At 47.4% G+C, this 25,782-nt stretch carries 23 protein-coding genes, 1 pseudogene and 1 other annotated feature; of the genes and pseudogenes, 6 read left to right on the top strand and 18 right to left on the bottom strand.

What is annotated here, in order from left to right; all coding sequences use genetic code 11:
- Positions 1-27 precede the first annotated feature (27 nt).
- The 12 genes and pseudogenes from AB3351_RS13505 to AB3351_RS13450 all read right to left on the bottom strand — a co-directional run bounded on the left by AB3351_RS13505 (position 28) and on the right by AB3351_RS13450 (position 12,113).
- Entirely contained in the window at positions 28-1,038 is a 1,011-nt protein-coding gene (locus tag AB3351_RS13505; protein WP_371147654.1) for an ABC transporter substrate-binding protein, read from the bottom strand.
- Positions 1,039-1,134: 96 nt separating this feature from the next.
- Positions 1,135-3,594 (bottom strand): leucine--tRNA ligase, encoded by a 2,460-nt coding sequence (gene leuS, locus AB3351_RS13500; protein ID WP_371147748.1) that lies wholly within the window; start codon positions 3,592-3,594, stop codon positions 1,135-1,137.
- Positions 3,595-3,654: 60 nt separating this feature from the next.
- Positions 3,655-3,880, bottom strand: a binding site (T-box leader).
- 55 nt (positions 3,881-3,935) lie between these two features.
- Positions 3,936-4,700: a class I SAM-dependent DNA methyltransferase gene (locus tag AB3351_RS13495; protein ID WP_371147653.1), complete on the bottom strand. Its 765-nt coding sequence runs from the start codon at positions 4,698-4,700 to the stop codon at positions 3,936-3,938.
- Positions 4,684-5,025, bottom strand: a complete 342-nt coding sequence (gene rsfS, locus AB3351_RS13490; RefSeq protein WP_371147652.1) for a ribosome silencing factor — start codon at positions 5,023-5,025, stop codon at positions 4,684-4,686. The genes AB3351_RS13495 and rsfS overlap by 17 nt, the downstream gene beginning before the upstream one ends.
- Before the next feature lie 15 nt (positions 5,026-5,040).
- The gene (gene yqeK, locus AB3351_RS13485) at positions 5,041-5,598 is read right to left on the bottom strand and encodes a bis(5'-nucleosyl)-tetraphosphatase (symmetrical) YqeK (protein WP_371147747.1); all 558 of its coding nucleotides are present in this window, start codon (positions 5,596-5,598) and stop codon (positions 5,041-5,043) included.
- A pseudogene (locus tag AB3351_RS13480) lies at positions 5,546-6,205 on the bottom strand (nicotinate-nucleotide adenylyltransferase); the annotation flags it as partial. The pseudogene AB3351_RS13480 and the gene yqeK, both read right to left, overlap by 53 nt.
- The gene (gene yhbY, locus AB3351_RS13475) at positions 6,189-6,482 is read right to left on the bottom strand and encodes a ribosome assembly RNA-binding protein YhbY (RefSeq protein ID WP_371147651.1); all 294 of its coding nucleotides are present in this window, start codon (positions 6,480-6,482) and stop codon (positions 6,189-6,191) included. The pseudogene AB3351_RS13480 and the gene yhbY, both read right to left, overlap by 17 nt.
- 11 nt (positions 6,483-6,493) lie before the next feature.
- Positions 6,494-7,354 carry a shikimate dehydrogenase gene (gene aroE, locus AB3351_RS13470; RefSeq protein ID WP_371147650.1) on the bottom strand — a complete coding sequence of 287 codons (861 nt, stop codon included), beginning with the start codon at positions 7,352-7,354 and terminating at the stop codon, positions 6,494-6,496.
- Positions 7,355-7,452: 98 nt separating this feature from the next.
- Positions 7,453-8,562, bottom strand: a complete 1,110-nt coding sequence (gene yqeH / locus AB3351_RS13465; RefSeq protein ID WP_371147649.1) for a ribosome biogenesis GTPase YqeH — start codon at positions 8,560-8,562, stop codon at positions 7,453-7,455.
- Positions 8,555-9,082, bottom strand: coding sequence for a YqeG family HAD IIIA-type phosphatase (locus tag AB3351_RS13460; RefSeq protein WP_371147648.1), 528 nt, complete (start codon positions 9,080-9,082; stop codon positions 8,555-8,557). Before AB3351_RS13460 ends, yqeH begins: the two co-directional genes overlap by 8 nt.
- Positions 9,083-9,271: 189 nt before the next feature.
- Positions 9,272-10,606: a DUF6612 family protein gene (locus AB3351_RS13455; protein WP_371147647.1), complete on the bottom strand. Its 1,335-nt coding sequence runs from the start codon at positions 10,604-10,606 to the stop codon at positions 9,272-9,274.
- Between the two features lie 79 nt (positions 10,607-10,685).
- On the bottom strand, positions 10,686-12,113 hold the full coding sequence (locus AB3351_RS13450) for a nicotinate phosphoribosyltransferase (RefSeq protein ID WP_371147646.1): 1,428 nt from the start codon (positions 12,111-12,113) through the stop codon (positions 10,686-10,688).
- A 102-nt stretch (positions 12,114-12,215) separates the two neighbouring features.
- Here AB3351_RS13450 and AB3351_RS13445 point away from each other — a divergent pair, with 102 nt between their 5' ends.
- From AB3351_RS13445 to AB3351_RS13430, 4 genes are all read left to right on the top strand, one after another.
- Complete coding sequence (locus AB3351_RS13445) at positions 12,216-13,895, top strand: LytS/YhcK type 5TM receptor domain-containing protein (RefSeq protein WP_371147645.1); 1,680 nt, start codon at positions 12,216-12,218, stop codon at positions 13,893-13,895.
- 21 nt (positions 13,896-13,916) lie between these two features.
- Positions 13,917-14,693, top strand: a complete 777-nt coding sequence (locus tag AB3351_RS13440) for a LytR/AlgR family response regulator transcription factor (RefSeq protein ID WP_373270234.1) — start codon at positions 13,917-13,919, stop codon at positions 14,691-14,693.
- A gap of 196 nt (positions 14,694-14,889) precedes the next feature.
- On the top strand, positions 14,890-16,989 hold the full coding sequence (locus tag AB3351_RS13435) for a carbon starvation CstA family protein (RefSeq protein WP_371147746.1): 2,100 nt from the start codon (positions 14,890-14,892) through the stop codon (positions 16,987-16,989).
- A 28-nt stretch (positions 16,990-17,017) separates the two neighbouring features.
- A complete protein-coding gene (locus tag AB3351_RS13430) occupies positions 17,018-17,278 on the top strand; it encodes a CstA-like transporter-associated (seleno)protein (RefSeq protein ID WP_371147643.1) in 261 nt (86 codons plus the stop codon).
- Between the two features lie 55 nt (positions 17,279-17,333).
- On the opposite strand, the gene AB3351_RS13425 is transcribed toward AB3351_RS13430, so the two are convergent.
- Positions 17,334-18,059 carry a TrkA C-terminal domain-containing protein gene (locus AB3351_RS13425; RefSeq protein ID WP_371147642.1) on the bottom strand — a complete coding sequence of 242 codons (726 nt, stop codon included), beginning with the start codon at positions 18,057-18,059 and terminating at the stop codon, positions 17,334-17,336.
- A 79-nt stretch (positions 18,060-18,138) separates the two neighbouring features.
- On the bottom strand, positions 18,139-18,576 hold the full coding sequence (locus tag AB3351_RS13420; RefSeq protein ID WP_371147641.1) for a DUF2621 family protein: 438 nt from the start codon (positions 18,574-18,576) through the stop codon (positions 18,139-18,141).
- A 217-nt stretch (positions 18,577-18,793) separates the two neighbouring features.
- Between AB3351_RS13420 and trhO the strand changes: the two genes are divergently transcribed.
- Positions 18,794-19,732: an oxygen-dependent tRNA uridine(34) hydroxylase TrhO gene (gene trhO / locus AB3351_RS13415; protein ID WP_458306040.1), complete on the top strand. Its 939-nt coding sequence runs from the start codon at positions 18,794-18,796 to the stop codon at positions 19,730-19,732.
- Between the two features lie 204 nt (positions 19,733-19,936).
- Positions 19,937-20,797, top strand: a complete 861-nt coding sequence (locus AB3351_RS13410; protein ID WP_371147639.1) for a methyl-accepting chemotaxis protein — start codon at positions 19,937-19,939, stop codon at positions 20,795-20,797.
- Between the two features lie 83 nt (positions 20,798-20,880).
- Here AB3351_RS13410 and lpdA read toward each other — a convergent pair whose 3' ends face one another.
- From lpdA to pdhA, 4 genes are read right to left on the bottom strand one after another with little or no spacing between them, the layout of a single operon-like run.
- Positions 20,881-22,293 (bottom strand): dihydrolipoyl dehydrogenase, encoded by a 1,413-nt coding sequence (gene lpdA, locus AB3351_RS13405; RefSeq protein WP_371147638.1) that lies wholly within the window; start codon positions 22,291-22,293, stop codon positions 20,881-20,883.
- 3 nt (positions 22,294-22,296) lie between these two features.
- A complete protein-coding gene (locus AB3351_RS13400; protein WP_371147637.1) occupies positions 22,297-23,667 on the bottom strand; it encodes a dihydrolipoamide acetyltransferase family protein in 1,371 nt (456 codons plus the stop codon).
- Between the two features lie 59 nt (positions 23,668-23,726).
- Positions 23,727-24,707, bottom strand: coding sequence for an alpha-ketoacid dehydrogenase subunit beta (locus tag AB3351_RS13395; RefSeq protein WP_371147636.1), 981 nt, complete (start codon positions 24,705-24,707; stop codon positions 23,727-23,729).
- 3 nt (positions 24,708-24,710) lie between these two features.
- Complete coding sequence (pdhA, locus tag AB3351_RS13390) at positions 24,711-25,757, bottom strand: pyruvate dehydrogenase (acetyl-transferring) E1 component subunit alpha (RefSeq protein ID WP_371147635.1); 1,047 nt, start codon at positions 25,755-25,757, stop codon at positions 24,711-24,713.
- Positions 25,758-25,782 lie beyond the last annotated feature (25 nt).

Raw genomic sequence — 25,782 nt, 5'->3', positions numbered from 1 at the left:
GGAAGGAGTTTTTTGGTGCAGTTCTGATTACTTGATGACTTCAGCGGCGGCTTTTAGTTTGTCAGGAACAGATAGGCCGGCGGCTTTCGCTGCAGCTTCATTGACAATCAATTGTACATCCTTTAGGGTTTCTACCGGGATTGCACCCGGCTTCTCGCCTTTTAGCACACGAGCAGCCATGACTCCGGTTTGTCGGCCCAGCTTATAGTAATCAATGCCGTAGGTAGCCACTGCACCTCGTTTTACCGTATCGCTATCCGATGCGAATACAGGTATTTTTGATGCTTTGGCTACCGTCAGCAGTGCCTCGAAAGAAGAGACAACCATATTATCGACCGGGATAAGGATTGCGTCTACTTTGCCAACAATCGATTCAGCGCGCTGTTTCACCTCATTAGAGCTTGAAACACCGGCTTTCTCTACCTTTACCCCAAGCGCTTTGGCCGCTTCTTCAATCATGCCGACCTGGACTTCCGCATTGACTTCACCTGTATTATAGATGACGCCAAGCGTTTTTAAAGACGGAACGAATTCTTTAACCAGTTGCACCTGCTTATCCATCGGAGATACGTCAGATGTACCCGTTACATACTCCGCCGGCTTATCTAGAGCAGGCACAATCTTGGCTGCAACCGGATCCGTTACCGCAGAGAAGACTACGGGAATATCCTTCGCTTTTTGGGCGACTGCTTGTGCGGATGGTGTCGTAATTGGGATAATAATATCCTTCTTATCCGCTACCATCTGTTGGGCAATCGTTGCGACATTATTCATGTCATTTTGAGCGTTGAGATACTCCAATTCCATCGTCTCTTTGTCCTTGAACCCTTCGTCTGCTAATTGATCGACAATGCCTTTACGGATAGAATCAAGCGCCGGATGCTCGACGATCTGTGTGATTCCTACCTTCACCTTTTTATCCGGGCTTGCCTGCTCCGCCTTCGGCTGTGCGGCTTCCTGCTTCGCATTCTGACCACACCCCACCAAAGCCAACATCATCACTGCGAGCAGGGCTATTATAACCTGCGCTCTTCTCATCTGCCTCTCCTCCATACACTCTCATCTCGTCTTGCCTTTTCTACTGCATAAGCTTCTAAAAAGTATAGCATGCAAATTATCAAAATTCTATAACATTTATCCTACAACAATATTTACAAGCTTACCCGGAACAGCAATTACTTTACGAATTGTTTTGCCTGCCGTCAGTTCTTTAATTTTTTCATTTTCGTTCGCGATTGCTTCCATCTCCTGCTTAGTTGCATTTGCAGGAATGACCATTTTCTCGCGTACTTTACCGTTAATTTGTACGACAATCTCCACTTCGTCAAGCACAAGTGCCGATTCGTCAAATGCAGGCCAATTCTGCTGATGCACGCTGTCTTCGTGGCCAAGCATCCGCCACATCTCCTCGGTAATATGCGGAGCAAATGGCGCAAGCAGAATCACTGTGCTCTCAATCGCATGAGCAAGCATACCCCGGTCTGCCTCTTGTGGATAGGCGTAAATTTTGTTTACAAGCTCCATGATCGAGCTGATGGCCGTGTTAAACTGACGGCGTTCTCCAATGTCTTCACTTACTTTTTTAATGGTCGCATGCAGTGTACGATTCAAATCCTTAGCAGCGCTATCAGATAGGTTCATCTGCGGCTGTCCGTATGTTAGGTCAGCATGACTGTCTACCATGCGCCATACGCGGTTAAGGAAACGGTAGCTGCCCTCCACACCGCTATCGCTCCATTCCAGATCGCGATCTGGTGGGGCAGCGAACAGAATGAAGAGACGGCCTGTATCAGCGCCATACTTTGCAATGATTTCATCCGGGCTGACTACGTTGCCTTTTGATTTGGACATCTTAGCCCCATCTTTTAATACCATACCTTGTGTCAGGAGGCTCTTGAACGGCTCCGTGAAATTAACCATGCCCGCGTCATACAATACCTTGGTGAAAAAGCGGGAGTAAAGCAGGTGCAGAATCGCATGCTCAATACCACCAATGTATTCATCAACAGGCAGCCACTTATTCGCTTTGGCAGACTCAAACGGAATGTCATCATTCTTTGCATCTGTAAAGCGGAGGTAGTACCATGATGAATCGATAAACGTATCCATCGTATCAGTCTCACGACGCGCCTGGCCGCCGCACGACGGGCAGATTGTATTCACGAATGCGTCGGATTTGGCAAGCGGATTGCTCATGCCATCAATCACGACGTCTTCTGGCAACATGACAGGTAAGTCTTCTTTCGGTACCGGAACAATACCGCACTCATCACAATAAATAATTGGAATCGGAGCGCCCCAATAGCGCTGACGGGATACAAGCCAGTCCCGAAGGCGATAGGAGACAGTTGCTCCGCCTTGACCCTGCTCTGAAAGCTGGGTAGCGATTTTCTCCAATGCTTCCCGGTTTGGCATTCCGTCAAATGATTCAGACTGTACAAGCACACCATCCGCACTGTATGCTTCTTCCATTGTCTCCTTCGCATCAAATGCCTCGCCTTCTGGCATGATCACACGCTTAATCGGCAGATCATACTGACGGGCAAAAGCGAAGTCACGTGTATCATGGGCCGGTACCGCCATGACCGCACCCGTACCGTAATCCATGAGCACATAGTTCGCAATCCAAATCGGTACCTCTTCACCGGTCAGCGGATGACGCGCATAAGAACCTGTGAACATCCCTTCTTTTGGCACATCAGCCGCTGTACGGGAGATGTCAGATTCTTTTCTTGTCTTATCGATAAATGCAAGCACTTCAGCTTCATTATTTTTGCCTTCAATCAACTTGCGCACAATCGGATGTTCCGGAGCTAGCACCATAAATGTAACACCATACAATGTATCCGGACGCGTGGTAAAGACAGTCAGCTTCTCATTGACTTGCGGCACATCAAAAGTTACTTCCGCCCCTGTGCTCCGTCCAATCCAATTACGCTGCATCGTCTTTACTTTTTCTGGCCATCCCTCAAGCTGGTCAAGATCATTGAGCAGACGATCCGCATAATCAGTAATCTTGAAGTACCATTGTTCAAGATCAAGCTTGACTACTTCAGTGCCGCAGCGCCAGCAACAGCCATCCTCCACCTGCTCATTGGCAAGCACAGTTTGGTCATGCGGACACCAGTTAACCGCTCCATTTTTACGATAAGCCAGACCTTGTTCATAGAAAAGAAGGAAAAGCTGTTGTGTCATTTTATAATAATCTGGCGAACAAGTTGCAAACTCCCGTTCCCAATCGTAGCTTACGCCAAGCTTCTTCTGCTGATTTTTCATAAAATCAATGTTCTCATATGTCCATTTGGACGGCTGTGCACCTAGTTTAATTGCCGCATTCTCTGCCGGCATCCCAAAAGCATCCCAGCCCATCGGATGAAGAACCTGATAACCACTCATTCTCTTATAGCGGGCTACTACATCACCGATAGAATAAACACGCATATGTCCCATGTGCAGACGTCCAGAAGGATATGGGAATTGTTCTAAGCAGTAGAATTTCTCTTTTGTATCATCTTCATTCGTACGATGCGCATTCGTTTCATTCCAATACTGCTGCCATTTCATTTCAATTTCATGCGGCTTGTAAGCTTTCATCAATGACTAACCTCCAAAATACGTATTTCATATAAAAAACGCCTCTCATCCCTGTAAATATCCAGGGACGAGAGGCGTAACTCCCGCGGTACCACCCTAGTTAACGCCAAGAAACAGGCGTTCACTTTGGCATCCGTAACGTGGATGAAACGGATAAGCAGTACAGGCATTCACCTTCCCGCTATCAGCTCCAAGGCGAGTTCATTACCTTATGCGGTTAACTCGCACCACCCGTTAACTCTCTGCTTCGCTTTCGGCAATTACTATTCCTTATCAAGGCCATGATGTGCAATTATTTAAAATTATATGCAACACACCTATGCTGTGTCAACTTCTCTTCTTTACGGCTTTCGTGCAACAAAAAATGCGCGCTCACTTTCCTCGTCCACCGGATGGTCAGTAAAATCGGCAGTAACAGAAAGGATCTCGAATCCAACTTCCTGCAACCATATCTGCAAATGCTCAAGAGAATACGCACGCTGACGATGAAGCTCCTGAAAGCGACGATATAATCCATCCTCACCTTCAACAAAAAGCGTGAGGTCATGCTCTACCACTTCATTCTCCTCGTCATACATACTCTGCCAGATATAAGCGACCTTCTCGTCCTGATAAGAGAATGATTCATCTCCGAAGACTTCGGCGATTTTATACGGTGTATGCACATCGAATAAAAAGGTGCCACCAGGCTTCAATGCCTCATACGTATCCGCAAATATCTGCTTGATCCCCTCGGCGTCCGGAATATAATTGAGCGTATCGCAAAAGCTAACAACACTGTCCACCTTCGTCGGGAGCATCAGTTGCCGTATGTCCTGATTAAGCCAATGAACCGCTGCATTTGGATGGCTTCGCTTCACCTTTTCCTGCGCGATATCGAGCATATCGGCAGACAGATCCACGGCCCACACTTCAACTTCTCGCTCCAGAAGAAAACGAGTAAGCGAGCCTGTGCCGCAGCCAAGCTCAGCTACCGTACGCGGATAGCTGCCATATTTATCCCACGCCTGGCCGGTGAAACTCATCCACTGATCGTACGGCGCATCTGTCATCAAATGGTCGTATACATCGGCGAGCCGCCGATAGCTGCTATTGGATGGAGACAACAGAAGCATCCTTCCACAGCCGCTCGATATTATAGAACTCGCGCTCATCGCGATGGAACACGTGAACAACAACATCTCCTAAGTCCACTAACACCCAACGCGCCTCATCATATCCTTCACGGCCGCGCACAGCTATATTTTCCTTCTCCACACTGTCTTTAATATTATCTACGATCGCCTGCACTTGTGTTTCAGAGTTTCCGTGGCAGACAACGAAATAATCGGCAATGATCGACAGTCCTTTAAGATCTAGAATAACCACATCATGTCCTTTTTTATCTTCTGCCGCTCTAGCGGCCAGTTGCGCAATCTCTAATTCCGTCATATTCGCTTTTTCCTCCTATACGTTTTTCGTTTTCGGTTTTACTAAGGAGTTGCGAGCCAGAACGGTGAGGGGATATATACTTTTTTCCCGATTTACAAGAAAAGTAATCGTTCCTCCCAGACCTTTCGCCAATGCACGATCCAAATCCTCTTCGGCGGCTGCACGCACCTCATCTACTCCCGGAAATTGCCGGCCCGGTTCAATATAATCAGCCAGGCAGACCACCTTCTCAAGCAATGTCATATTCTCACGCCCGGACGTATGGTAGCGGATCGCATTCAATATCTCCTCATCTTCAATCCCTAAATCACGCCGCACGACTTCAGCCCCAACATGTGCATGCCAAAGCTCTTTGTCATATTCCAATAAATCTTTTGGGATGTGCGGCGTGTTCTTAATGATGCTGCGCATCTCGTCTTCGGGCCAGAATTTGCAATAGTCATGGAGGATTGCCGCTATTTCCGCTTTTTCCTTGTTTGCACCATATTTCGCTGCCAGCGCAACGGCTGTATTCATGACACCAAGCGTATGCTCGTAGCGGTGCTTTGTGATCTGCTGCTGTACAGCCTCCAACAGTTGTTCACGCTTCATACAACCCTTCCTCCTCTATATACAACCTTACTGCCTCAGGCACCAGATAACGAATGGAGCGTCCAGCGGAAGCTTTCTCGCGGATCATCGTCGATGATACATCAAGCTGCGGCATTTCTATTTCAATGACACGCTCCATATATGGATTAACCATTGCGTATCCGGGACGAGCCAGTGCAACAAACTGCACCATTTCAATTACATCGTCAATGCGGTACCATTCGGGCAAATACGCGGCCATATCTCCACCAATGATAAAATAAAATGCTACATCAGGATGTCTCGCCTGCAGCATGCGTATCGTCTCATACGTATAAGAGGGTTGTTCAGCATCCCGTTCCAATTCAATCGTATTGATACGAAAACGCGGATTTCCTTTTAGCGCCCGCCTAACCATTTCTACACGGTGCATGTCCGCTGTAATTTTCTTCGTGCGTTTGTGCGGCGGAATCCGAGCAGGAAGAAACCATACCTCTTCAAGATCGAGCGCATCAAGCGCCTGCTCCGCCACAATTAAATGAACCGTATGGATGGGATCAAATGTACCACCGTACAGCCCTACCTTTCTGCGGTTATCTCGGAAGCTCAATCGTCTTATGTTCCTTGGATTCTTTATACAGCACGATCGTACTTCCGATGATTTGTACAATCTCCGCACCGCTTCCAGAAGCGATCGCCTGAGCGACCTCCTCTTTATCCTCAAGACAATTATTTAATATCGAAATTTTTAACAACTCGCGGACTTCTAGGGTCTCTTCCACCTGTTTGATTAAGTTTTCGTTCACGCCGCCTTTTCCCACTTGAAAAATAGGATTGAGATGATGCGCCAAGGAACGAAGATGACGCTTTTGTTTTCCTGTTAACATGATATTCCTCCTTATTCTTTCCGTCCGTACAGGGCTTCAGCTACAGTATCACGCATGACCTGAATGGGTGCTGCCTGTCCGGTCCAATATTCGAAGCTTAATGCACCCTGATAAATGAACATACCAAGACCATGATGGATGCGAGCACCCTTTTCCTTTGCATCACGCAGCAGGCGTGTCTCTAGCGGATTATAGATCAAATCGCTTACGAGCAAGCCTTCATGTAGCGCTTCAGATGCAATCGGACTTAGCCCTGTATTCGGATGCATACCAATCGATGTCGTCTGAACAAGCAGCGTACAACCCGCAAGAGTCTCTTTCGCCTTTTTCATCGGCAATGACATAATCTGCGCTTCGGGATGCAGCATACGAAGCTGCTCAGCCAATTGCTCGGCCTTCTCTTCTGTACGATTTACGATGATAAGCGACGAGAGCCCAGCCCGAAGCAGTGCCACTGCTACCCCACGGGCGGCGCCACCCGCTCCGAGCAGCATAGCGGATTGTTCCGCCAGATCAATGCCCGTCTCTTCGATAAGGGAGCGGACATACCCGCGTCCATCCGTATTGTATCCAATCAGCTTCCCGCCATCATTAACAATCGTGTTGACAGCACCAATTACTTTTGCTTCTTCATCCACTTCATCCAAATAATCCATCACTGTAACTTTATACGGAATCGTAACATTCACTCCACGCAGACCGAGCGCACGAATAGCGACTACCGCTTCACCCACCTGCTCTGGCGCAATATCGAATGCAGCATACCGGTAATTCATTCCGCATTCAGCAAAGGCCCGATTATGCATCAAAGGCGACAGGGAGTGTCCTACCGGTCGGCCAAACAACCCAGTCAATACTGTCTGACTGTTCATCGACTCGCCTCTCTTCTTTACTATTGTTTCCTATTTCTTTCGTTACCTCACCAGTTATGTACAAAAAACCCCCTGTAAGACAGGGGTAAACAAACAAGCTATATAAGCGAAGGACGTATACCGGCAGCAACGCCTTTTGGCACATGCACCTCTACGTTGGCCCCCTTGCCATGCAGCGCGATCCATCCTAAGCCAGAGATAACAATATCATGTCTTCCTGCCGGGACTTTAAATGTGAATTTCTCCCACTCAATCAACTCGGCAGCGTCCCGTCCTGGTGGAGTGAGCATCTCACCTTTATGCTTAGCATACAGTTCATCTGCGTTAGCAAGCTTTGTCCGGTGTAAATTGAGCTGATTTGATACATAGAATACGAATGGCTGCCGTTCACCCTTAATGAAGTCAACCCGAGCCAATCCGCCAACAAACAACGTCTGTTCTGCATTCAATTGGTATGTTTTCGGCTTAATCGGCTTATCCGGCATGACAAGCTTCAGCTCTTTAGGCGCTACTTTGTGCACCAACTGATCTCGATTCACAATCCCAGGCGTATCATACAATGCTGAGGTATCATCAAGCGGAATCTCAATTACATCAAGCGTCGTACCAGGGAACTGAGACGTAGTAATCTCCATCTCCGATTCACCGAACTGTGTTAGCAGCCGGTTAATAAGAGATGACTTACCTACATTCGTGACCCCGACAACATAAATATCCCGACCCTTACGGTATTCGTTCATTGCCGCAACCAGTCGGTCTATCCCTTCACCCTTGCGTGCGCTCACCAATATGACATCAAGCGGCTTGAGACCAAGTTCTGAGGCTGATTTGCGCATCCAATTTACAAGACGGTTTCGGTTCACATTCTTAGGCAGCAAGTCAACCTTGTTACCGACGAGCAGAATCGGATTGCCGCCCACAAATCTCGGTAATCCACGAAGCCAGCTTCCGTTAAAGTCGAAAATATCCACGACTTGAACAACCAGCGCCTTCGTATCGCCAATCCCGTTTAAAATACGTACAAAGTCATCATCACCAAGCGTAACGGTAGATGCTTCGTTATAATGCTTAATACGGTAACAGCGCTGGCATATAATCGTATCCTTCTCTACTGCTTGCGGCGGCGTATAGCCTACCTTATTTTTATCTTCCGTTTGGATGGCTACGCCGCAGCCAGCACAATATTGTTCGAATTCTTCCTTATCCATTTCGATCCTCCCACGGAATTTTCCCGCGTTTTCGCATCCAGTGTAATGCGACTTTTTCCATTCTCCGATTAAAACGGGTAACAATCCCGTCACTCTGTGCAACTGGAACCACGAGGATGGTGTAGAAGCCCATTCGCTTCCCGCCCAAAACGTCAGTAAATAGTTGATCTCCAATCACGACGGTCTCATGCACGGACAACTCCATCTGCCGTGTAGCCCGACGAAAGGCAGCCGTTGTCGGCTTTTTGGCTTGATGAATGAACGGAACTCCGAGCGGCTCTGCTACTTTGGATACGCGGGTTTTTCTGTTATTTGACACGATGGTCACAGAGAATCCCTGCTCTTTGAGCTCTTTCATCCATTTTACAAGTTCGGGGGTTGCATCAGGACGATCCCATTCAATCAGTGTGTTGTCCAGATCTGTAATAATCCCCTTAATACCGCGCTGCTTGAGCTCGTCCAGGTCAATATCGTACACGGACTCCACATAAAGATCCGGCAACAATAATGAGTAAAACATGCAACCACTCCATACTTTTCATCTACGGTTGTTCTTTTACCAATAGGGTTCGTATAAATCCGGCATTTACTATACCATATTCCTCCTATCGCTGTCATCTACACAGGATAAACTTCATCATTGAAGATATGATACCTTTTAAAAAAAGCACGCGCAAAGGCGTGCTTCTCTACATCATCTATATTTTCCTTATTTCTTCTCTGCTTCTTCAGGTACAGGCATTTCTTTTGCATTCTTGGCTGCTTCCGGCAATTCAACTTTTACATTGCCGTTATAGTCGCTGTATGTAAGCTTCTGTGTCAGCATCATTTGCTGAATCGGCATGTCTTCCTGACCCTCTTTGAATGAAACTACGATCTGAATGTTCGTTGCTGTTGGCATTTTTGTTTTCGGATCAAGCTTCATTACACCCTGCATATAGATCGGGCCAATGACATTTTCCGCTTCTGTAAGCGATTCTGTCACCTCTTCCATTCCCTGCATTCCACCCATCATCGGCAGAAGATCCGTTAACTTATCAATTCTTCCTTGGAAGGCCAACTGCTCATTGCCAAGTGCACGGTAGAATAATTTCTTCTCCAGTTGCGGAGGAATACCGGACATTTGCTGCTCCATCATGGCTTTCATATCCATTGGAAATGCATTTGGCATCTTCATCCATCCAGATGGATTCGCCGAAGCGTCTGCTCCTGTATCCGGCATCTTCATATACATATCCTTGCCAATCATATACTGCTCCATGTCCATGGCACCCATACCCGGAACTGGCATATCCATCTTCATCTTCATATACATCGAATCAGGCATAACAAAAGCTCCGTCAATACCTATGGATATCCCCTTACCTGTCATGCTTTTAAGTACTGCCTGTTCTTCAGCCGACATGTCAGCGAATGCATCTTTCGTAAACTTCATATTGTATGACATGGTTCCATTCATACGAAATGATTTTACATCCTGCTGTGCTTTATTGCTTTCTTCAAAAAGCTTCTTCGCTTCGCTTGAAGTGGATAGGATCTTTTGAATTAACGCCTGAGCTTCCTGCTTGCTCAACGTGCGTTCTAAATTGTTCCAGTCGTACTCTATATTCGCCTCAGCAAGCCAACCGGCTACATTGCTTGCCCAGTGCTTGCTTGGTAGCGGCGAGGTAGCGCCAGGTACTGGCTGATTCGGAATGCCAAGCGCCCCACCAATCAGTGCGATTGCTTCGCCTGCCTTCAGAGCATTGCTTGGGCGGATCGTCCCGTCTTGGTAGCCATTCAATACACCTGCACCCTGAAGCTTGCCGACAATTCGACCGAGTTCACTGCCCTGCACGATATCTTTATATGTACGCTGTGTCTTTGTTGCGTTCGGCAGATCAACAGCCTGTGCAAGCATGGCGAAGAATTCACCCCGTGTAACTGAATCTGTCTGTTGTTGTACAGCCGTGGCAGGCGATGCGGCCAGCACATTTACTGCTGGTGTTCCCATGAGCATGGCAAGCCCTAACATTCCTGCTGCTGCAACTTTTCCCTTTTTCATAATTTCCCCTCCGTGTGTTATGGTCTTGTCTTACACACTTCTATTACGGAACAACATTAGGAAAAGTTGCAATATTTTTCTATTCCCTTTCTTTATGGATTAAACTCTGCTTCAAATCCCAAAGCTTTTGACTCAAATCAACATGGTATTCATGCGGATTCACAAGCCGCTTAATCTCTGGCGAAAGATGATCCAACTGCTCCTTGGCATAGGCACGAATGTTTGTAAGCGACGGCGCCGTATAACAGATCTGCCCCTGCTCAATAACTGGCTCAAGGAGCATTTCCATTCGGTAATTGCGAATGACCTTGCGTTTATGCGGAAAGAGCGGATGAAACATCGTGATGTTATCTTCCGGGATTGTTTCTTCTTTTAGCGCTATCAGATCACCCAATGGCTTATCTGTATCACGGTCATAAAAACGAATGACCTGCTTATAGCCAGGGTTTGTAATCTTGGTCGGATTCTCCGAAATTTTAAGACGCGGCTGCCACACTCCATCCTTCTCTACTGCAGCCAGCTTATAGACACCACCAAGCGCCGGGCAATCATACGACGTAATTAAGTTGGTACCTACTCCCCAAATTGAAATTTGCGCTTCCTGGTTTTTTAAGTCCTGAATTAGCTTTTCATCAAGATCGCTTGATGCGACAATCGCAACGTCCTGCAGTCCGGCCTCGTCCAGCATTTTGCGCGCTTTTTTGGAAAGGTAGGCGAGGTCCCCCGAATCTAGGCGAATGCCGAGCAGCTTTCTTCCCTTCTCCTTCATCTCTAAGCCCAGTCGGATTGCATGCGGAATACCAACGCCTAATGTATCGTATGTATCCACCAAAAGCACCGTCTCGTCCGGAAATGCTTCGCTGTATGCTGTAAACGCGTCGAATTCGTGCTCGAAAATCTGGACAAAACTGTGGGCATGCGTTCCCTTGACCGGAATATCAAAATCGCGGCCTGCCATAATATTCGATGTCGCATGAACGCCTCCAATGTAGGCCGCTCTTGCCCCATAATAGCCTGCTTCCGTACCCTGAGCGCGGCGCAATCCGAATTCAAGAATCGTATCTCCTTTGGCCGCGCCAACGATCCGGGCAGCTTTGGTGGCGATTAACGTCTGATGGTTGATGATCGTCAGCATCGCTGTCTCGATCAATTGTGCTTCGCAGATTGGCGCTTCCACGCGAATCAGCGGCTCACCCGGAAAGGCAACGGTTCCTTCTTTCATCGCCGCTATATTCCCTGTAAAGCGGAACGCCCGCAGCCTATCAAGAAATGCTTCTTCATACGGATATACGCTTTTTAAATAAGCGATATCATCTTCTGTAAATTGAATGTTCTCAATGTATTCAAGCACCTGTTCAAGCCCGGCAAAAATCGCATAGCCACTGCCACAAGGAGCTTTGCGGAAAAATACGTCAAACACCGTACGCTGGCTGTCTATTCCCTTTTTATAATAGGCATACATCATATTAATCTGGTATAAATCCGTACTCATCGTTAAGTTCTTCATTCTGCTCATCTCCTCGAGTTCTCTATTCCCTGAATTGACGGGGATTACACGGATGATATACTTTTGGGTAACAACGCAACCAGGCACATAAGGAGGGTACGTATGCCGCTGCTTCATCCTCTGTTTATCGATCTGGCCGAACGAACCGCAACCCTTGTCGTTCTGGCCTTCTTTCTCTCTCGCTTTCGTTTCTTCCGTCGCATGCTGCGGCGTACAGATGGACCGCGTGATAAAATTATTACAATCATAGTATGTACACTTATCGGAATTTACGGCACCTATGCAGCCATTCCGATCGAAGGCGCACTTGCAAACTCGCGTGTCATCGGTCCGATTATGGCGGGGCTTCTCGGAGGCCCGCTCGTCGGTACTGTGACCGGACTCTTGGCCGGATTACACCGGTATTCGCTCGGTGGATTTACCGATTTGGCCTGCGCGGTATCCACGACGACAGAAGGACTGCTGGCCGGACTGGTCTATCTCAGATATCATCAGCGCTCTATGCATTGGGGTACAGCCTGGATGGTCGGCTTCATTGCCGAAGGAATACAAATGCTCCTTATTCTCGCCATCGCCACACCTTTTACAGATGCGCTCCGCCTTGTCGAAATTATTGCACTCCCGATGATGCTCGTCAATGCTTCGGCTATCGCTCTGTTTATTATGATCGTACAAGTGGCCAAAGCCGAGGAAGAAAGAATAGGGTCCATGCAGGCGCAGCGCGCGCTGCAAATCGCGGACATTACCCTCCCTATCCTGCGCCAAGGACTCAATGAACAATCCGCCGAAAAAACGGCACAAGTAATCTATAACCAAACAGAAACAGCAGCCGTCGCCATTACCGATAAAGAACGTATTCTCGCACATATCGGAGCCGGCAGCAGCCATCACTACAAAGGCACTCCCCTACAGACGGAAGCAACGCTTGAAGTGCTGCAAACCCAGCGAATGCTATGGGCTCATAATAAGGAAGAAATTGGATGCAGCAGCAAAGACTGCTCGCTTCATTCCGCTATCATTGTGCCTCTAACCAAAAAAGAAGCCACTGTTGGTACCTTAAAGCTTTATTTTGAGCGGCAGCATGAAGTATCCATCGTCCATTGGGAACTGGCACGCGGGCTCGCCCAATTATTCTCTACCCAGCTTGAGATCGCAGATTTAGAACAGCAAGCATCCCTTCTGGCCGATGCGGAAATTCGAGCGCTGCATGCACAGATCAATCCGCATTTTTTGTTTAATGCGCTTAACACTATTTCTTCTTTTATCCGTACAAAACCTGAAACCGCCCGCAGACTGATTGTGAATCTCGCTGAGTTCTTCAGGCGCAATCTTCATCAGGGGGATAGGATGATTACAGTAGAAGAAGAGATGAAGCATGTAGAAGCTTACTTAGAGATCGAGCAGGCCCGGTTTGGCAATAAACTATTGGTAGAAACAGACATTCAACCGGATGCATGGAAACAAGTCATTCCCGGCCTTATTTTGCAGCCTATTGTCGAGAACGCTATTAAACACGGCCTGCTGCCCAAAAAAGAGGGTGGAACCGTACAAATCTATATTGGCAAAGAAAACAACGCTCTTACGATTCGGGTATCTGATAACGGGGTGGGACTCGCATCTCAATCCCCGCCACGTCCTCTATCCGGAATTGGCCTTGCCAACGTCCGGAGCCGCCTTCATGCGCTATATGGCAAGCCATATGACTTAATGATTGGTCCAGGCACGGATGGCGGCACTGTTTGTACGCTTACTATGCCATGGGAAGAAAGGAATGTGTCATAACCTATGCTACGAGTAGTCATTGTGGACGACGAAGCACCAGCTCGCTCTGAGCTGCGTTATTTGCTTGAACAATACGAAGATATTGAAGTAACAGGGGAAGCCACAAATGGTGAGGAAGCATTAGAGATCATCACGGACTTGCAGCCTGATGTCGTATTCCTTGATATTCACCTTCATGATATGGAAGGCATCACCGTTGCCCAGCAATTACAACAAGCAAGCATATCAGCATCGATCGTATATGCTACCGCTTATGATTCATACGCCCTGCAAGCATTCGAGACGGAGGCGACAGATTATCTGCTTAAACCATTCAATGAAGAACGATTGGACAAAACGATCGAACGCCTGCGCAAACGAATCAAAGAAGAGAAGAGTGCATCTCTGTCCCCTTCTCTTCCGCTTGAATCTACGCTGCGCCAAATCGCTGAGACAATAGGGCCTGTGGCCAGATCATTTTCAGCATATACCCGCATTCCTGTGGAAAAAGCAACGAGCGTGGCCTTTGTCAACATCGAAGAAATCGTGTACGCATCGGCTGAGGGCCGTACGGCAAGAATTTTTACCAAGCATGAGAATTATGTAACATCCTTTTCACTGCAGGATTTAGAGAAGAAATTGCCAAGCGACCGCTTTTATCGGATTCATCGTACATACATTGTTAATTTGCATCGTATCATTGAATTTATTCCCTGGTTCAAAGGTGCGGTTCAAGTGCGGATTGATGATGAAGAAGAAACGGTACTCCCTGTAAGTCGTACGCTTGTCAAAGAATTAAAAATTCGTCTTGGATTTTAGACTATCCGGCCGAGAGCGTACCCGATCGCTGTATGCTCTCGGACATATAATGACTCATTTTTAACTGTTCATGTAGTTTTTACTACCGCTTATGTAGAATCACTGGTAGATCATCACCTCACACGGTAGAATAAGTTAAAATTTTAGAAAATTTAAAATGATAAAATTTTAAAACCGTGAAAGAGGGGATTCAATGATGAAAAACCGTATGCTCTCCATACTTATTTGGGGTGCGATTGCAGTTGTCGGCGGGGTATGCTGGGGCTGGCTCGCACTGGTTCGCGGCGAGGAAATTAACGCTGCGTGGCTCTTATTTGCTGCCGTAGCAAGCTACGCCGTCGCTTACCGCTTCTATAGTCGCTTCATCGCTCACAAGGTTTTCAATCTGAACGATAAACGGGCCACACCCGCTGAAGTTCACAATGACGGAAAAGATTATATTCCAACAAACAAATGGGTTGTATTCGGCCATCACTTTGCTGCGATCGCGGGTGCAGGTCCACTGGTCGGCCCAACGCTTGCGGCACAGATGGGGTATCTCCCAAGTACCATCTGGATTGTTGTAGGGGTTATTCTGGCAGGGGCCGTACAGGACTTCATCATTCTTATTGGCTCCATGCGCCGCGATGGAAAAAGTCTCGGGCAAATCGCGAAGGAAGAAATCGGTCCAGTTGGCGGTCTGATTGCCATGGTCGGAATTCTTGCTATTATGATTATTCTTATTGCCGTGCTGGCACTCGTTGTCGTCAACGCACTGGCCGAAAGCCCATGGGGCACCTTCACGATTGCCATGACGATTCCTATCGCAATATTTATGGGTTTCTACATGCGCTATATCCGGCCAGGCCGTGTTGGAGAGACATCCCTTATCGGTTTTGCTCTCATGATGCTTGCTCTCGTGGCCGGACAATGGGTAGCAGAATCACCAACGCTTGCGCCAATGTTTACGTTTAGTCCGGAAGCCTTGGCTATTCTAATGATTATTTACGGCTTTATCGCATCTATTCTTCCTGTGTGGATGCTGCTTGCACCGCGTGACTATCTAAGCTCGTTCCTGAAAATCGGAACCATCGGTCTGCTTGGTATCGGCATTATTCTTACGCTGCCCGATCTGCAAATGCCTGCGGTAACCAAATTCATTGATGGAAGCGGTCCGGTATTTACCGGCAACCTATTCCCGTTCTTATTTATTACAATTGCCTGCGGCTCAATATCCGGCTTCCATGCGCTTGTTTCTAGCGGAACAACACCTAAGCTGATCGCCAAAGAAAGCCACAGCCGCGCGATCGGCTATGGCGGAATGCTGATGGAATCATTCGTAGCCATTATGGCATTGATCGCAGCATCGATCCTAACACCTGGCACGTACTTTGCGATCAACAGTCCGGCCGCTGCCATCGGTGCAGATGCCATGACCGCTGCACGAACGATTACAGAGTGGGGCTTCACCGTTTCCGCTGCCGAATTAACACAGTTGGCAGAGGATGTGGGAGAGAATTCAATTTTATCTCGTACAGGCGGTGCGCCATCACTTGCCGTAGGGATGTCAGTCATCTTCTCTACCATTCTTGGTGGTAAAGCGCTAATGGCGTTCTGGTATCATTTTGCCATTCTCTTTGAAGCCGTCTTTATTCTGACAACCATTGACGCCGGTACGCGTGTTGGTCGTTTCATGGTTAGCGAACTGGTAGGAAACTTCGCTCCGAAGTTCAAAGATACAACCTGGCTGCCGGGCAACATCATCTCTAGTGCCGTTATCAGCCTTGGCTGGGGGTACTTCCTATATGCCGGGGTTATCGATCCGCTCGGCGGGATCAAGACGCTGTGGCCGCTGTTCGGTATCGCCAACCAGATGCTGGCCGCTATTGCACTCGCTGTTGGAACCACCATCATTTTGAAAATGGGCAAAAAAGCGTACGCTTGGGTAACGCTCGTGCCGCTTAGCTGGCTGCTTACGGTTACGATGACAGCCGCCTGGCAGAAGCTGTTTGATCCAGATCCAAAAATCGGCTTCCTCTCCCATGCTTCTGCTTTCTCAAAAGCTGTAGAGCAAGGACAACTGCCTAAAGGCGTAAAAACGATGGAAGCTGCAAAACAAATGATTTTCAACGACCGCGTAGATGCGGTTATGACGGCTATCTTTGTTGGTATTGTTCTTCTGTTGATGCTTGATTGTCTGCGAGTATGGATCAGCATTCTGCGTGGTACGTACCGCGGCTCCCTGCAGGAGGCTCCATTCGTTGAATCCAAAGGCGATGCTTCGGTCTATAGCGGAGGACAATCGCACTCGGCATAATATGTAAGGTAATAAGGAGGGATGAATCATGTGGCGCGACGAAACATGCCCACAGCGCACGTACGTTCCGCCGGAAAAAATCAAGGAAGTGGCTGCTACTCACTCATTAATGCGTCGAGTCCGCTCTACCTTTCGAATGGTATTCGGGATTCCGGATTATGAACGATACCTTGATTACTGGCATGCTGCCCCGCCCAAAGGCGAGCTCACCCCACTGTCAGAAAAGGAATTCTTCCGACAGGCGATCGAGCAACGGTACGGTAGCGGCAAGCCTACACGCTGCTGCTAAGATGTAAACACAAAGAAGACCTGCTACTCTCTTCAAAGATAGCAGGTCTTCTTCATTATACAAGTTCTTCGCTTTTGTGTTCCTCTTTTTCTAATTCCTCCATATGCTTGAGTTCACGGCTGAATTTCCGCTCAATCACATGCCGATCTCCATACACAAGCAGCTTATCTCCATCCTGTACCTTGGCTTCACTCAGACTTCTTCGCACCACCTCATCTCCCCGCTTAATGAACAATACATTCATATCGACTTCATCTTCGAGACAATCCTTGATACTCTTCCCGATTAATTTCGAGTCTTTAAATATATGTATCTCGGTAAACAAATCATCGTCACCGATAAATAGTACGTCCTCAATCGGAAGTTCATGTGTGACATGCACCTTCCGCATATTGGCCTCCATTCTTTTATACAGACGTCTCTCTACACTCTTCAGCTTCATTAGCCCCCATATAACAAGCAGCACTGCGATCACGGTGCCGAGTTGCGGCAAACCTGACCGATTCGCCAGCAGTGCACTGATTGCCGAAATAATGACCGCAAGCGAGAAGGCGCCAAACAGAATGAGAAATGTCCCCAACCGTCGACGAATCGGGTGACGGGCCACCAGTTCTGATTCGCCTGTTGTAAATCCGGTTCCGGTCAGCATAGAAATCGCCTGAAAGCGTGCTATATCCTTATCCAGCCCTGTCATCTTTAATAAAATGGTAGAGATCTCAATAACAAGTGCAATAATAATAAAATACATAAGAATAAAAGCAATGCCCAGCATACTAACCATCTCCGTTTCCTATAACATCCACTGTTTTACCTTTCCCTCATACAATGTTTTAAAACAAAAAAAAGACGGATAGTCCGCCTTATTCTGCATTGATTTTAAGATGCTGCTTATATGGTGCAAAATCGATCTGCTTCTCCGTGAGATGGGCAACCAGAAACTTATGGTCACGGGCTGGCGTCGCCAATATATAGCCCTTAATGACAAGATCGACCGTGATCTGCTGCTCCCCTTCTTCAAGTGCCAACTTACCGATGCGGGCGGCAATACTGCGCCTTGCTACATCACGAAACAGCTGCGGTACAGGGTTAACCAGCTCTTCTAACAGCTCTGTTGTCTCTTTTGTCCACATATGGCGTGTCTCGTTAATATAATGATCCTGCCAGTCCAGATCCGACATGCCATCCTTCTTCGGCATCGATTTCAAAAACTTGCGGAACATAAAAAAGCCGCCAATAAACATTAGAGATATAAGGAGAATCGTCCAGACAACAATAAAAGAACCAAACCATGCTGACATTTCTATAAATCCCCGCTTCCCTTTTTGGCAGTACTTATGATACGATATAATATCGTAATATAAACAACATAGATAAGTTATTTATAGCGCATTATGTTTCGAAAGTAATCCGCCAAAATATACAGATACATCCAGTATAGCATAAAGTATTTCATCCTTACTATATTAGTATCTACAACGTCTACAAGGGAGGAATGTTCCCATGCAATCGCAGCATTTGGAGCACAAAAAGCCGTATCTCGTGCTTTTATTCTATAAATATGTTCACATCGAAAACGCCGAAGAATTTGCCGCTGAACACCTTGCTTTCTGCAAAGAGCTTGGGGTAAAAGGACGCATTATTGTCGCCGAAGAAGGCATCAACGGAACGCTGTCCGGCACAAAAGAACAAACAGACACCTACATGGAAACATTGCGGAAGGATCCGCGTTTTGCTGATGTGTTCTTCAAAATCGACGAATCCGATGAACATACATTTAAAAAAATCTTCGTTCGTCATAAAAAGGAAATCGTAACATGGCGCTTTGATGAGGATGTAAATCCAAACGAAACAACTGGAAACTATCTTAGTCCAAAGGAATTCTATGAACATCTACAACACGACGATGTAGTTGTCATTGACGGACGCAATGATTATGAATATGAACTCGGCCATTTCCGTGGAGCGATTCGTCCTGGCGTGAAGACCTCACGCGAATTCCCACAATGGATTCGCGAGAATTTAAGCCAGTACAAAGATAAAAAGATCCTTACGTATTGTACAGGGGGCATCCGCTGTGAGAAGCTGTCAGGCTTCCTTCTGCAAGAGGGCTTTGAAGACGTGTCTCAGCTTCACGGCGGCATCGTTACCTACGGCAAAGATCCTGAGGTACAAGGTCGTCTGTTCGATGGTAAGTGCTATGTATTCGACGAGCGAATTTCAGTGCCGATTAACCGAACAGAAGAAGACGTGATTATTTCTGAATGTAAACATTGTGGCAAGCCGAGTGACCGTTATATCAATTGTGCAAATCCATGGTGCAATGTACAGCATTTCTGCTGTGAAGAATGCGAGGATGCGCACAAGCGTTCATGTTCTGCAGAATGCGCAGAGCATAAAGACAATCGTTATATAAAAGAGCAGCTTGCCAAACAAGAAACGGCACATGCCGGGTAGTTCATAAGCATAAGAAAGACAGCTCCGCGTGTGAGTCTGTCTTTTTTTGTACAGAAAAATATGAGCGGGACTTTTTCCTTATGATGGCAAGTTTTTGTAATTCTTTATTCTCTTCTACCATGTTTTGGTTTATGATGAATATAGAACATAAGATACAGGCGAAGCACAAAAATATCATTTTTATAGGATGGGAGTGTATTCCCTATGATGATGGGAACCGAAAAGATGCAGGGTCTGCATGATGAATTAATCTCGTTGCATAAAGGATGTCAGCACCTTTATGAAATGTTTAATGAAGAACATACATTGGTTTTAACCAACACTGAAAAAATTGTTGGCTATTGGGAAGGAAAATATGTAAAATTCGGCTTTCGTATCGGTAGCCCGATCCCACATAATACAAATATTTCGCGTACCCTTGACCAAAAGCGAAAAATCAACCGCACTGTAGACCACAAAGATTCGCCATTCGGTTTCGGCTATGCCGCCAATACGATTCCACTCTTTGATGAAAACCATCGTATAATCGGCACGCTTGCCATCGCTATGCCGATTCAAAAACAGGAAATGCTAAAGAGCATGGCATCTGAGCTGATGCAGACAACCGAGCAGACTACCCAGGCTACCGAAGATATTGCAGCAGGGGCAACCGGAATGGCCGATGCAGTAGGTGCTCTATCTGTTAATTCGCAGAAAGCTCAAAACGCTCTGAGTACGGTAGGAAAAGTAATCAATCTGATCAAGCAGGTTGCTGACCAGACCAATCTCCTCGCCTTAAATGCAGCCATTGAAGCGGCTCGTGCAGGCGATGCAGGACGCGGCTTCGCAGTAGTTGCCGATGAGGTTCGCAAGCTTGCTTCAAGTACGCGGGAGAATGTAGAAGAGATCTCGAAGAATCTGTTGGAGATGTCAGGGACAATCGAAGAAATCGTTAAGGAAGTTAAAAACCTCGATAGCTTAGCACAGCAACAGGCAGCCGCTACCGAGCAGATCAGCGCTTCGATGGCTTCTCTTGAAGAAAATTCTCGCAAAGTATCTGAAGTATCTGATTCTCTTACGCCATAGTTGCTATCTTCATCATCATTAAAAAGAGCAGGCCGGATCATACTCCGCCTGCTCTTCTGCTTATCTGCTAGCTGCTTTATTATCTATTTAGATAAAGAGTGAATACCGTGTCCAAGTGCAGCCTCTGCCGCCTCCATCGTGACTTCAGCCAGCGTCGGATGCGCGTGGATGGTTAATGCAATGTCTTCGAGCGTTGCGCCCATCTCAATTGCAAGCCCTGCTTCTGCGATAAGATCAGACGCTTCCGGACCTACGATCTGCACGCCCAGCACACGGCCATCCTCTTCATTGGCTATCACCTTAACGAAGCCGTCTGTTTCATTGACGCTGAGCGCGCGGCCGTTTGCAGCAAAGGAGAAGCGGCCCATTTTTACCTTGTAGCCTTCTTCTTTTGCCTGCTGCTCACTTAAGCCTACACTAGCCATCTCCGGATCCGAGAACACAACTGCCGGAATAGCCATGTAGTCAATCTCACTCGACTGACCCGCAATGACTTCTGCAGCTACCTTGCCTTCATACGAAGCTTTGTGAGCCAGCGCAGGGCCTTCGACAATATCACCGATTGCATACACATTCGGGATACTTGTCTTACACTGCTTGTCAATTTCGATCAGACCGCGGTCTGTCAGCTTCATATCAATCGCTTCTAGACCAAGTTCATCCGTATTCGGGCGACGCCCTACCGTTACCAGGCAGTAATCAGCTTCAAATACTTCTTCTTTATCCTTGATTTTCGCTGTGACCTTCACACCGTTTTCTGTTACTTCGCTTGATTGGGCCATTGCTTCTGTATGGATTTCTACCCCAAGCTTTTTGAGCTTTTTGCGTACCATCTGTACCATCGGCTTCTCAAAGCCCGGCAGAATACTGGCCATACCTTCAAGCACAGTTACTTTCGTACCCAGCTTAGCAAATACGGTACCAAGCTCGATACCGATATAACCGCCGCCAACAACCAGCATTTTTTGCGGAATGTGGTCAAGCATCAACGCTTCAGTAGAAGAAAGAATCCGCTCACCGAATGGCAGGGCTGGAATCTCAATCGGACGGGAGCCGGTTGCGATAATGCAGTGGTTGAACTTGTAGCGATTCACATCGTATCCATGGAACACGCGCACTTCATTCTCGCTTACAAAAAGCGCTTCACCAGAAAGAACCTCAACACCGTTTCCCTTAAGAAGCTGGCCTACACCACCAGTGAGCTTATTGACAACGCCTTGCTTCCATTCCTGCACTTTCTTCATATCAACTGATACGCCTTCGACGTTAATACCAATCGTACTTCCTTCTTTTGCCTGCTCATACTGCTTTGCAGCCGAGATCAAAGACTTAGAAGGGATGCAGCCGCGATTTAAGCAAACGCCGCCAACTTCATCTTTATCTACAATGACTACTTTTTTACCGAGCTGAGCAGCACGGATTGCCGCTACATATCCACCCGGTCCTGCTCCGATAACCAGCACGTCAATTTCAGTTGTAAATTCTCCTACTACCATGCCTTACACCTCCATGACAAGCATTTCTGGATTTTGCAACAGGCCTTTGATGTAGTTCATATACAATTGTGCCATTTCACCGTCAATCAGGCGGTGGTCAAAGCTTAAGGACAATGCCATAACCGGTGCTGCCACAATCTCGTCATTTTCGTTTACAATCGGCTTTTTCGCAATACGGCCTACGCCAAGAATCGCTACTTCCGGATAATTGATGACCGGTGTAAAGAACATACCGCCGGCAGAACCAATATTCGTAATCGAGAATGTGCTTCCTTTGAGTTCATCAGCTGACGCTTTGCGGTCACGCGCCTTTGTGGCAAGCTCAGAGATTTCCCCGGCAATTTTCCACAGTGGTTTGCGATCTGCTTCTTTAATGACCGGTACGAGAAGCCCTTCATCCGTAGCTGCAGCAATACCGATATTGTAGTATTTCTTCAGCACAACTTCATTTTTCTCGTCATCAATGCTTGCGTTCAGTTCAGGGAACTCACGCAGACCGGCAATCGCTGCTTTGACGATAAACGGAAGATACGTGAGCTTTACTTCTTTTTTCTCTGCAAGCGGCTTAAAGCGTGTACGCATCTCTACGAGCTTAGTTACGTCTACCTCGTCCATGATCGTAACGTGTGGAGCCGTGTACATTGACTTCGTCATTGCCGCTGCGATGGCTTTGCGGATACCTTTAAGCGGCTTGCGCTCTTCAAGGCCGCCTGGGGCTGTTTGTGCGGCTGCCGGAGCTGTTTGTTTCTCTTCTTGTGCTGCCGGTGCGGCTGCCTCGTCAACCTGCTGTGCCTGCTCCGCCTGCGGTGCCGCCTGTGCTCTGCCGCCACCCTGTGCAAATTGCTCGACGTCTTCCCGCGTTACGCGTCCATTCTTGCCTGTTCCCTGCACCTGACGGATGTTGATCCCTTTTTCACGCGCAAGCTTTCGTACAGCTGGTGTCGCGTATACACGCTTGCTATCGTCTACCGGTTCTGCATCCTGCTGCGCAGGAGCGCTTCCTTCAGTCATCGGTGTTTTTTCTACACTTGCCTGTTCCGATTTTTCTTTCAGTTCTTCTCCAACGTCGCGGCCTGTCGCATCCACCGTCTCACTTTCCGGTTGGGAAGTACCTTCACCGTCAGCCGCTTCTGCACCCTCCGCATCAAACTCAACCAGCACATCACCGACAACCGCAACCGTTCCCTCATCCACTTTAATGGAGAGAACCTTACCGTTTACTGGAGAGGGAATTTCAACGACTGCTTTATCGTTCTGCACTTCCATAATGATCTGATCTTCTTCGACCTGATCGCCTTCTTTAATATGCCATTTTACGATCTCACCTTCGTGAATTCCTTCACCGATATCCGGCATCTTAAATTGGAACGCCATGAATGGAACCTCCTCTTTCATATTATTGCTATATATTCACACATTGACTCTACGCAAATTTAGAAATCCAATACTTTGTTGAGTGCTTCAATAACGCGACCCGGATCTGGCAGCCATACATCTTCCGCCGCTGCAAACGGGAATACGGTATCTGGAGACGTAACACGCAGCACAGGAGCTTCAAGAGAAAGAATCGCCTTCTCATTGATTTGAGCGATGACTTCTGCAGCCACACCTGCCTGTTTCTGTGCTTCTTGCACTACGATTGCACGGTTCGTTTTCTCAACGGATGCAATGATCGTCTCTACATCGAGCGGGCTAATCGTACGCAAGTCAATAACTTCCACAGACACATTCCGCTCTTTTTCGATTTGTTCTGCCGCTTTTAGAGACGTCTGTACCATCGCACCGTATGTAATGATGGTAACGTCTTTTCCTTCTTTGACAACATTGGCCTTGCCAAGCGGTACTGTATAGGATTCTTCTGGTACTTCACCTCGGAATGAACGGTACAGCTTCATATGCTCTAAGAAGATAACCGGATCATTGTCACGAATTGCAGAAATCAACAGACCTTTTGCATCGTATGGATTTGATGGAATGACCACTTTTACACCAGGTGTTTGCAGGAACAGACCCTCTAAGCTGTCCGCATGCAGTTCAGGTGTTTTTACGCCGCCACCAAACGGAGCGCGGAAAGTGATGGGAGAATTGTACTTACCGCCGGAACGATAGCGCATGCGAGCCGCCTGTGATGCAATCGCATCAAATGTCTCAAACACGAAGCCGAAGAATTGGATTTCAGCAACTGGTCGGAAGCCTTGAAGACCAAGACCGACAGCCATGCCGCCGATCGCAGACTCAGCAAGCGGCGTATCAAATACGCGATCTTCACCGAATTCTTTCTGAAGTCCTTCCGTTGCGCGGAATACCCCGCCGTTTACGCCTACATCCTCACCGAATACAAGAACATTCGGATCAGCTTTCATCTCCGTACGCATCGCATCAGTAATGGCTTGAATCATCGTCATTTGTGCCATTGTCTACTTCATCTCCTTCTGCTTGTACTCATCGTATTGCTCCTGCAGAGCTGGAGTCTTCTCTTCGAACATAATATCGATCAGGTCGGTTACTTTTTGCTTCGGCTGTGCATCCGCTTTCTTAATCGCTTCAGCAATCTCGCTCTTCGCCTGTTCAATTGTTTTATCTTCATCCTCTTTTGACCAGAGGTTCTTGCTTTCAAGGTAGGAACGGAAACGAACCAATGGATCTTTTTGCTCCCATTCAGTCATCTCTTCTTTTCCACGATAGCGAGTCGGATCATCGCCGGCCATTGTATGCGGGCCGTAGCGGAACGTCAGCGCTTCAATTAAGGTAGGACCTTCACCAGCGAGCGCACGCTCTCTTGCTTCACGGACAGTCTCATATACAGCGAGTGCATCCATACCGTCAATCTGTACACCTTTAATGCCGGCTGCCTGCGCTTTAGCTGCAACAGATTCTGCCGCTGTTTGTTTGGAGAACGGTGTAGAAATCGCATAGCGGTTATTCTGTACAAAGAAGATCGCTGGCACTTTATATACACCGGCAAAGTTCAATCCTTCGTAGAAGTCACCTTGCGACGTACCACCATCTCCAATGTATGTAATGGCTACACGCTTTTCTTTCTTCAGCTTAAAGCCCATGGCAACGCCCATTGCCTGCGTGATTTGTGCGGCAATAATAATTTGCGGCATTAAAACGTTTACATCATCAGGAATCTGACCGCCATGAAAATGACCGCGGGAATATAAAAACGCTTGATGCAGCGGAAGTCCGTGCCATACAATTTGCGGAATGTCGCGATAGCTTGGTAGAATAAAATCTTCCTTAGCAAGTGCGCTTTGACTCCCGATCATGCACGCTTCCTGTCCGGCAACCGGTGCATAGAAGCCCAGACGTCCTTGGCGATTCAAACTAATTGCACGTTGATCCCATACGCGAGTATAGACCATCTTGCGCATTAATTCTTTCAAAGTGGCGTCATCGACTTGAGGCATTTGTTTTTGATCCGCTACCTTGCCTTCAGGCGAAAGAATTTGTAACATCATGACAACTCCTTTTTTTTGATAAAAT

Source organism: Aneurinibacillus sp. REN35, from assembly GCF_041379945.2.
In the GTDB taxonomy this organism is placed as follows: domain Bacteria; phylum Bacillota; class Bacilli; order Aneurinibacillales; family Aneurinibacillaceae; genus Aneurinibacillus.
This window is presented reverse-complemented; position numbering and strand designations above follow the sequence as displayed.

What these genes read in the sequence shown, in the direction of transcription:
- AB3351_RS13450 (WP_371147646.1), bottom strand. Translation starts at nt 12,113, where the DNA reads ATGAAGAACTTAACGATGAGTACGGATTTATACCAGATTAATATGATG.
- AB3351_RS13410 (WP_371147639.1), top strand. Translation starts at nt 19,937, where the DNA reads ATGATGATGGGAACCGAAAAGATGCAGGGTCTGCATGATGAATTAATC.
- AB3351_RS13425 (WP_371147642.1), bottom strand. Translation starts at nt 18,059, where the DNA reads ATGGTTAGTATGCTGGGCATTGCTTTTATTCTTATGTATTTTATTATT.
- yqeH (WP_371147649.1), bottom strand. Translation starts at nt 8,562, where the DNA reads ATGGATAAGGAAGAATTCGAACAATATTGTGCTGGCTGCGGCGTAGCC.
- AB3351_RS13445 (WP_371147645.1), top strand. Translation starts at nt 12,216, where the DNA reads ATGCCGCTGCTTCATCCTCTGTTTATCGATCTGGCCGAACGAACCGCA.
- AB3351_RS13460 (WP_371147648.1), bottom strand. Translation starts at nt 9,082, where the DNA reads ATGTTTTACTCATTATTGTTGCCGGATCTTTATGTGGAGTCCGTGTAC.
- yhbY (WP_371147651.1), bottom strand. Translation starts at nt 6,482, where the DNA reads ATGTTAACAGGAAAACAAAAGCGTCATCTTCGTTCCTTGGCGCATCAT.
- aroE (WP_371147650.1), bottom strand. Translation starts at nt 7,354, where the DNA reads ATGAACAGTCAGACAGTATTGACTGGGTTGTTTGGCCGACCGGTAGGA.
- pdhA (WP_371147635.1), bottom strand. Translation starts at nt 25,757, where the DNA reads ATGATGTTACAAATTCTTTCGCCTGAAGGCAAGGTAGCGGATCAAAAA.
- rsfS (WP_371147652.1), bottom strand. Translation starts at nt 5,025, where the DNA reads ATGACGGAATTAGAGATTGCGCAACTGGCCGCTAGAGCGGCAGAAGAT.
- AB3351_RS13395 (WP_371147636.1), bottom strand. Translation starts at nt 24,707, where the DNA reads ATGGCACAAATGACGATGATTCAAGCCATTACTGATGCGATGCGTACG.
- AB3351_RS13420 (WP_371147641.1), bottom strand. Translation starts at nt 18,576, where the DNA reads ATGTCAGCATGGTTTGGTTCTTTTATTGTTGTCTGGACGATTCTCCTT.
- AB3351_RS13455 (WP_371147647.1), bottom strand. Translation starts at nt 10,606, where the DNA reads ATGAAAAAGGGAAAAGTTGCAGCAGCAGGAATGTTAGGGCTTGCCATG.
- leuS (WP_371147748.1), bottom strand. Translation starts at nt 3,594, where the DNA reads ATGAAAGCTTACAAGCCGCATGAAATTGAAATGAAATGGCAGCAGTAT.
- AB3351_RS13400 (WP_371147637.1), bottom strand. Translation starts at nt 23,667, where the DNA reads ATGGCGTTCCAATTTAAGATGCCGGATATCGGTGAAGGAATTCACGAA.
- lpdA (WP_371147638.1), bottom strand. Translation starts at nt 22,293, where the DNA reads ATGGTAGTAGGAGAATTTACAACTGAAATTGACGTGCTGGTTATCGGA.
- AB3351_RS13435 (WP_371147746.1), top strand. Translation starts at nt 14,890, where the DNA reads ATGAAAAACCGTATGCTCTCCATACTTATTTGGGGTGCGATTGCAGTT.
- AB3351_RS13505 (WP_371147654.1), bottom strand. Translation starts at nt 1,038, where the DNA reads ATGAGAAGAGCGCAGGTTATAATAGCCCTGCTCGCAGTGATGATGTTG.
- AB3351_RS13430 (WP_371147643.1), top strand. Translation starts at nt 17,018, where the DNA reads ATGTGGCGCGACGAAACATGCCCACAGCGCACGTACGTTCCGCCGGAA.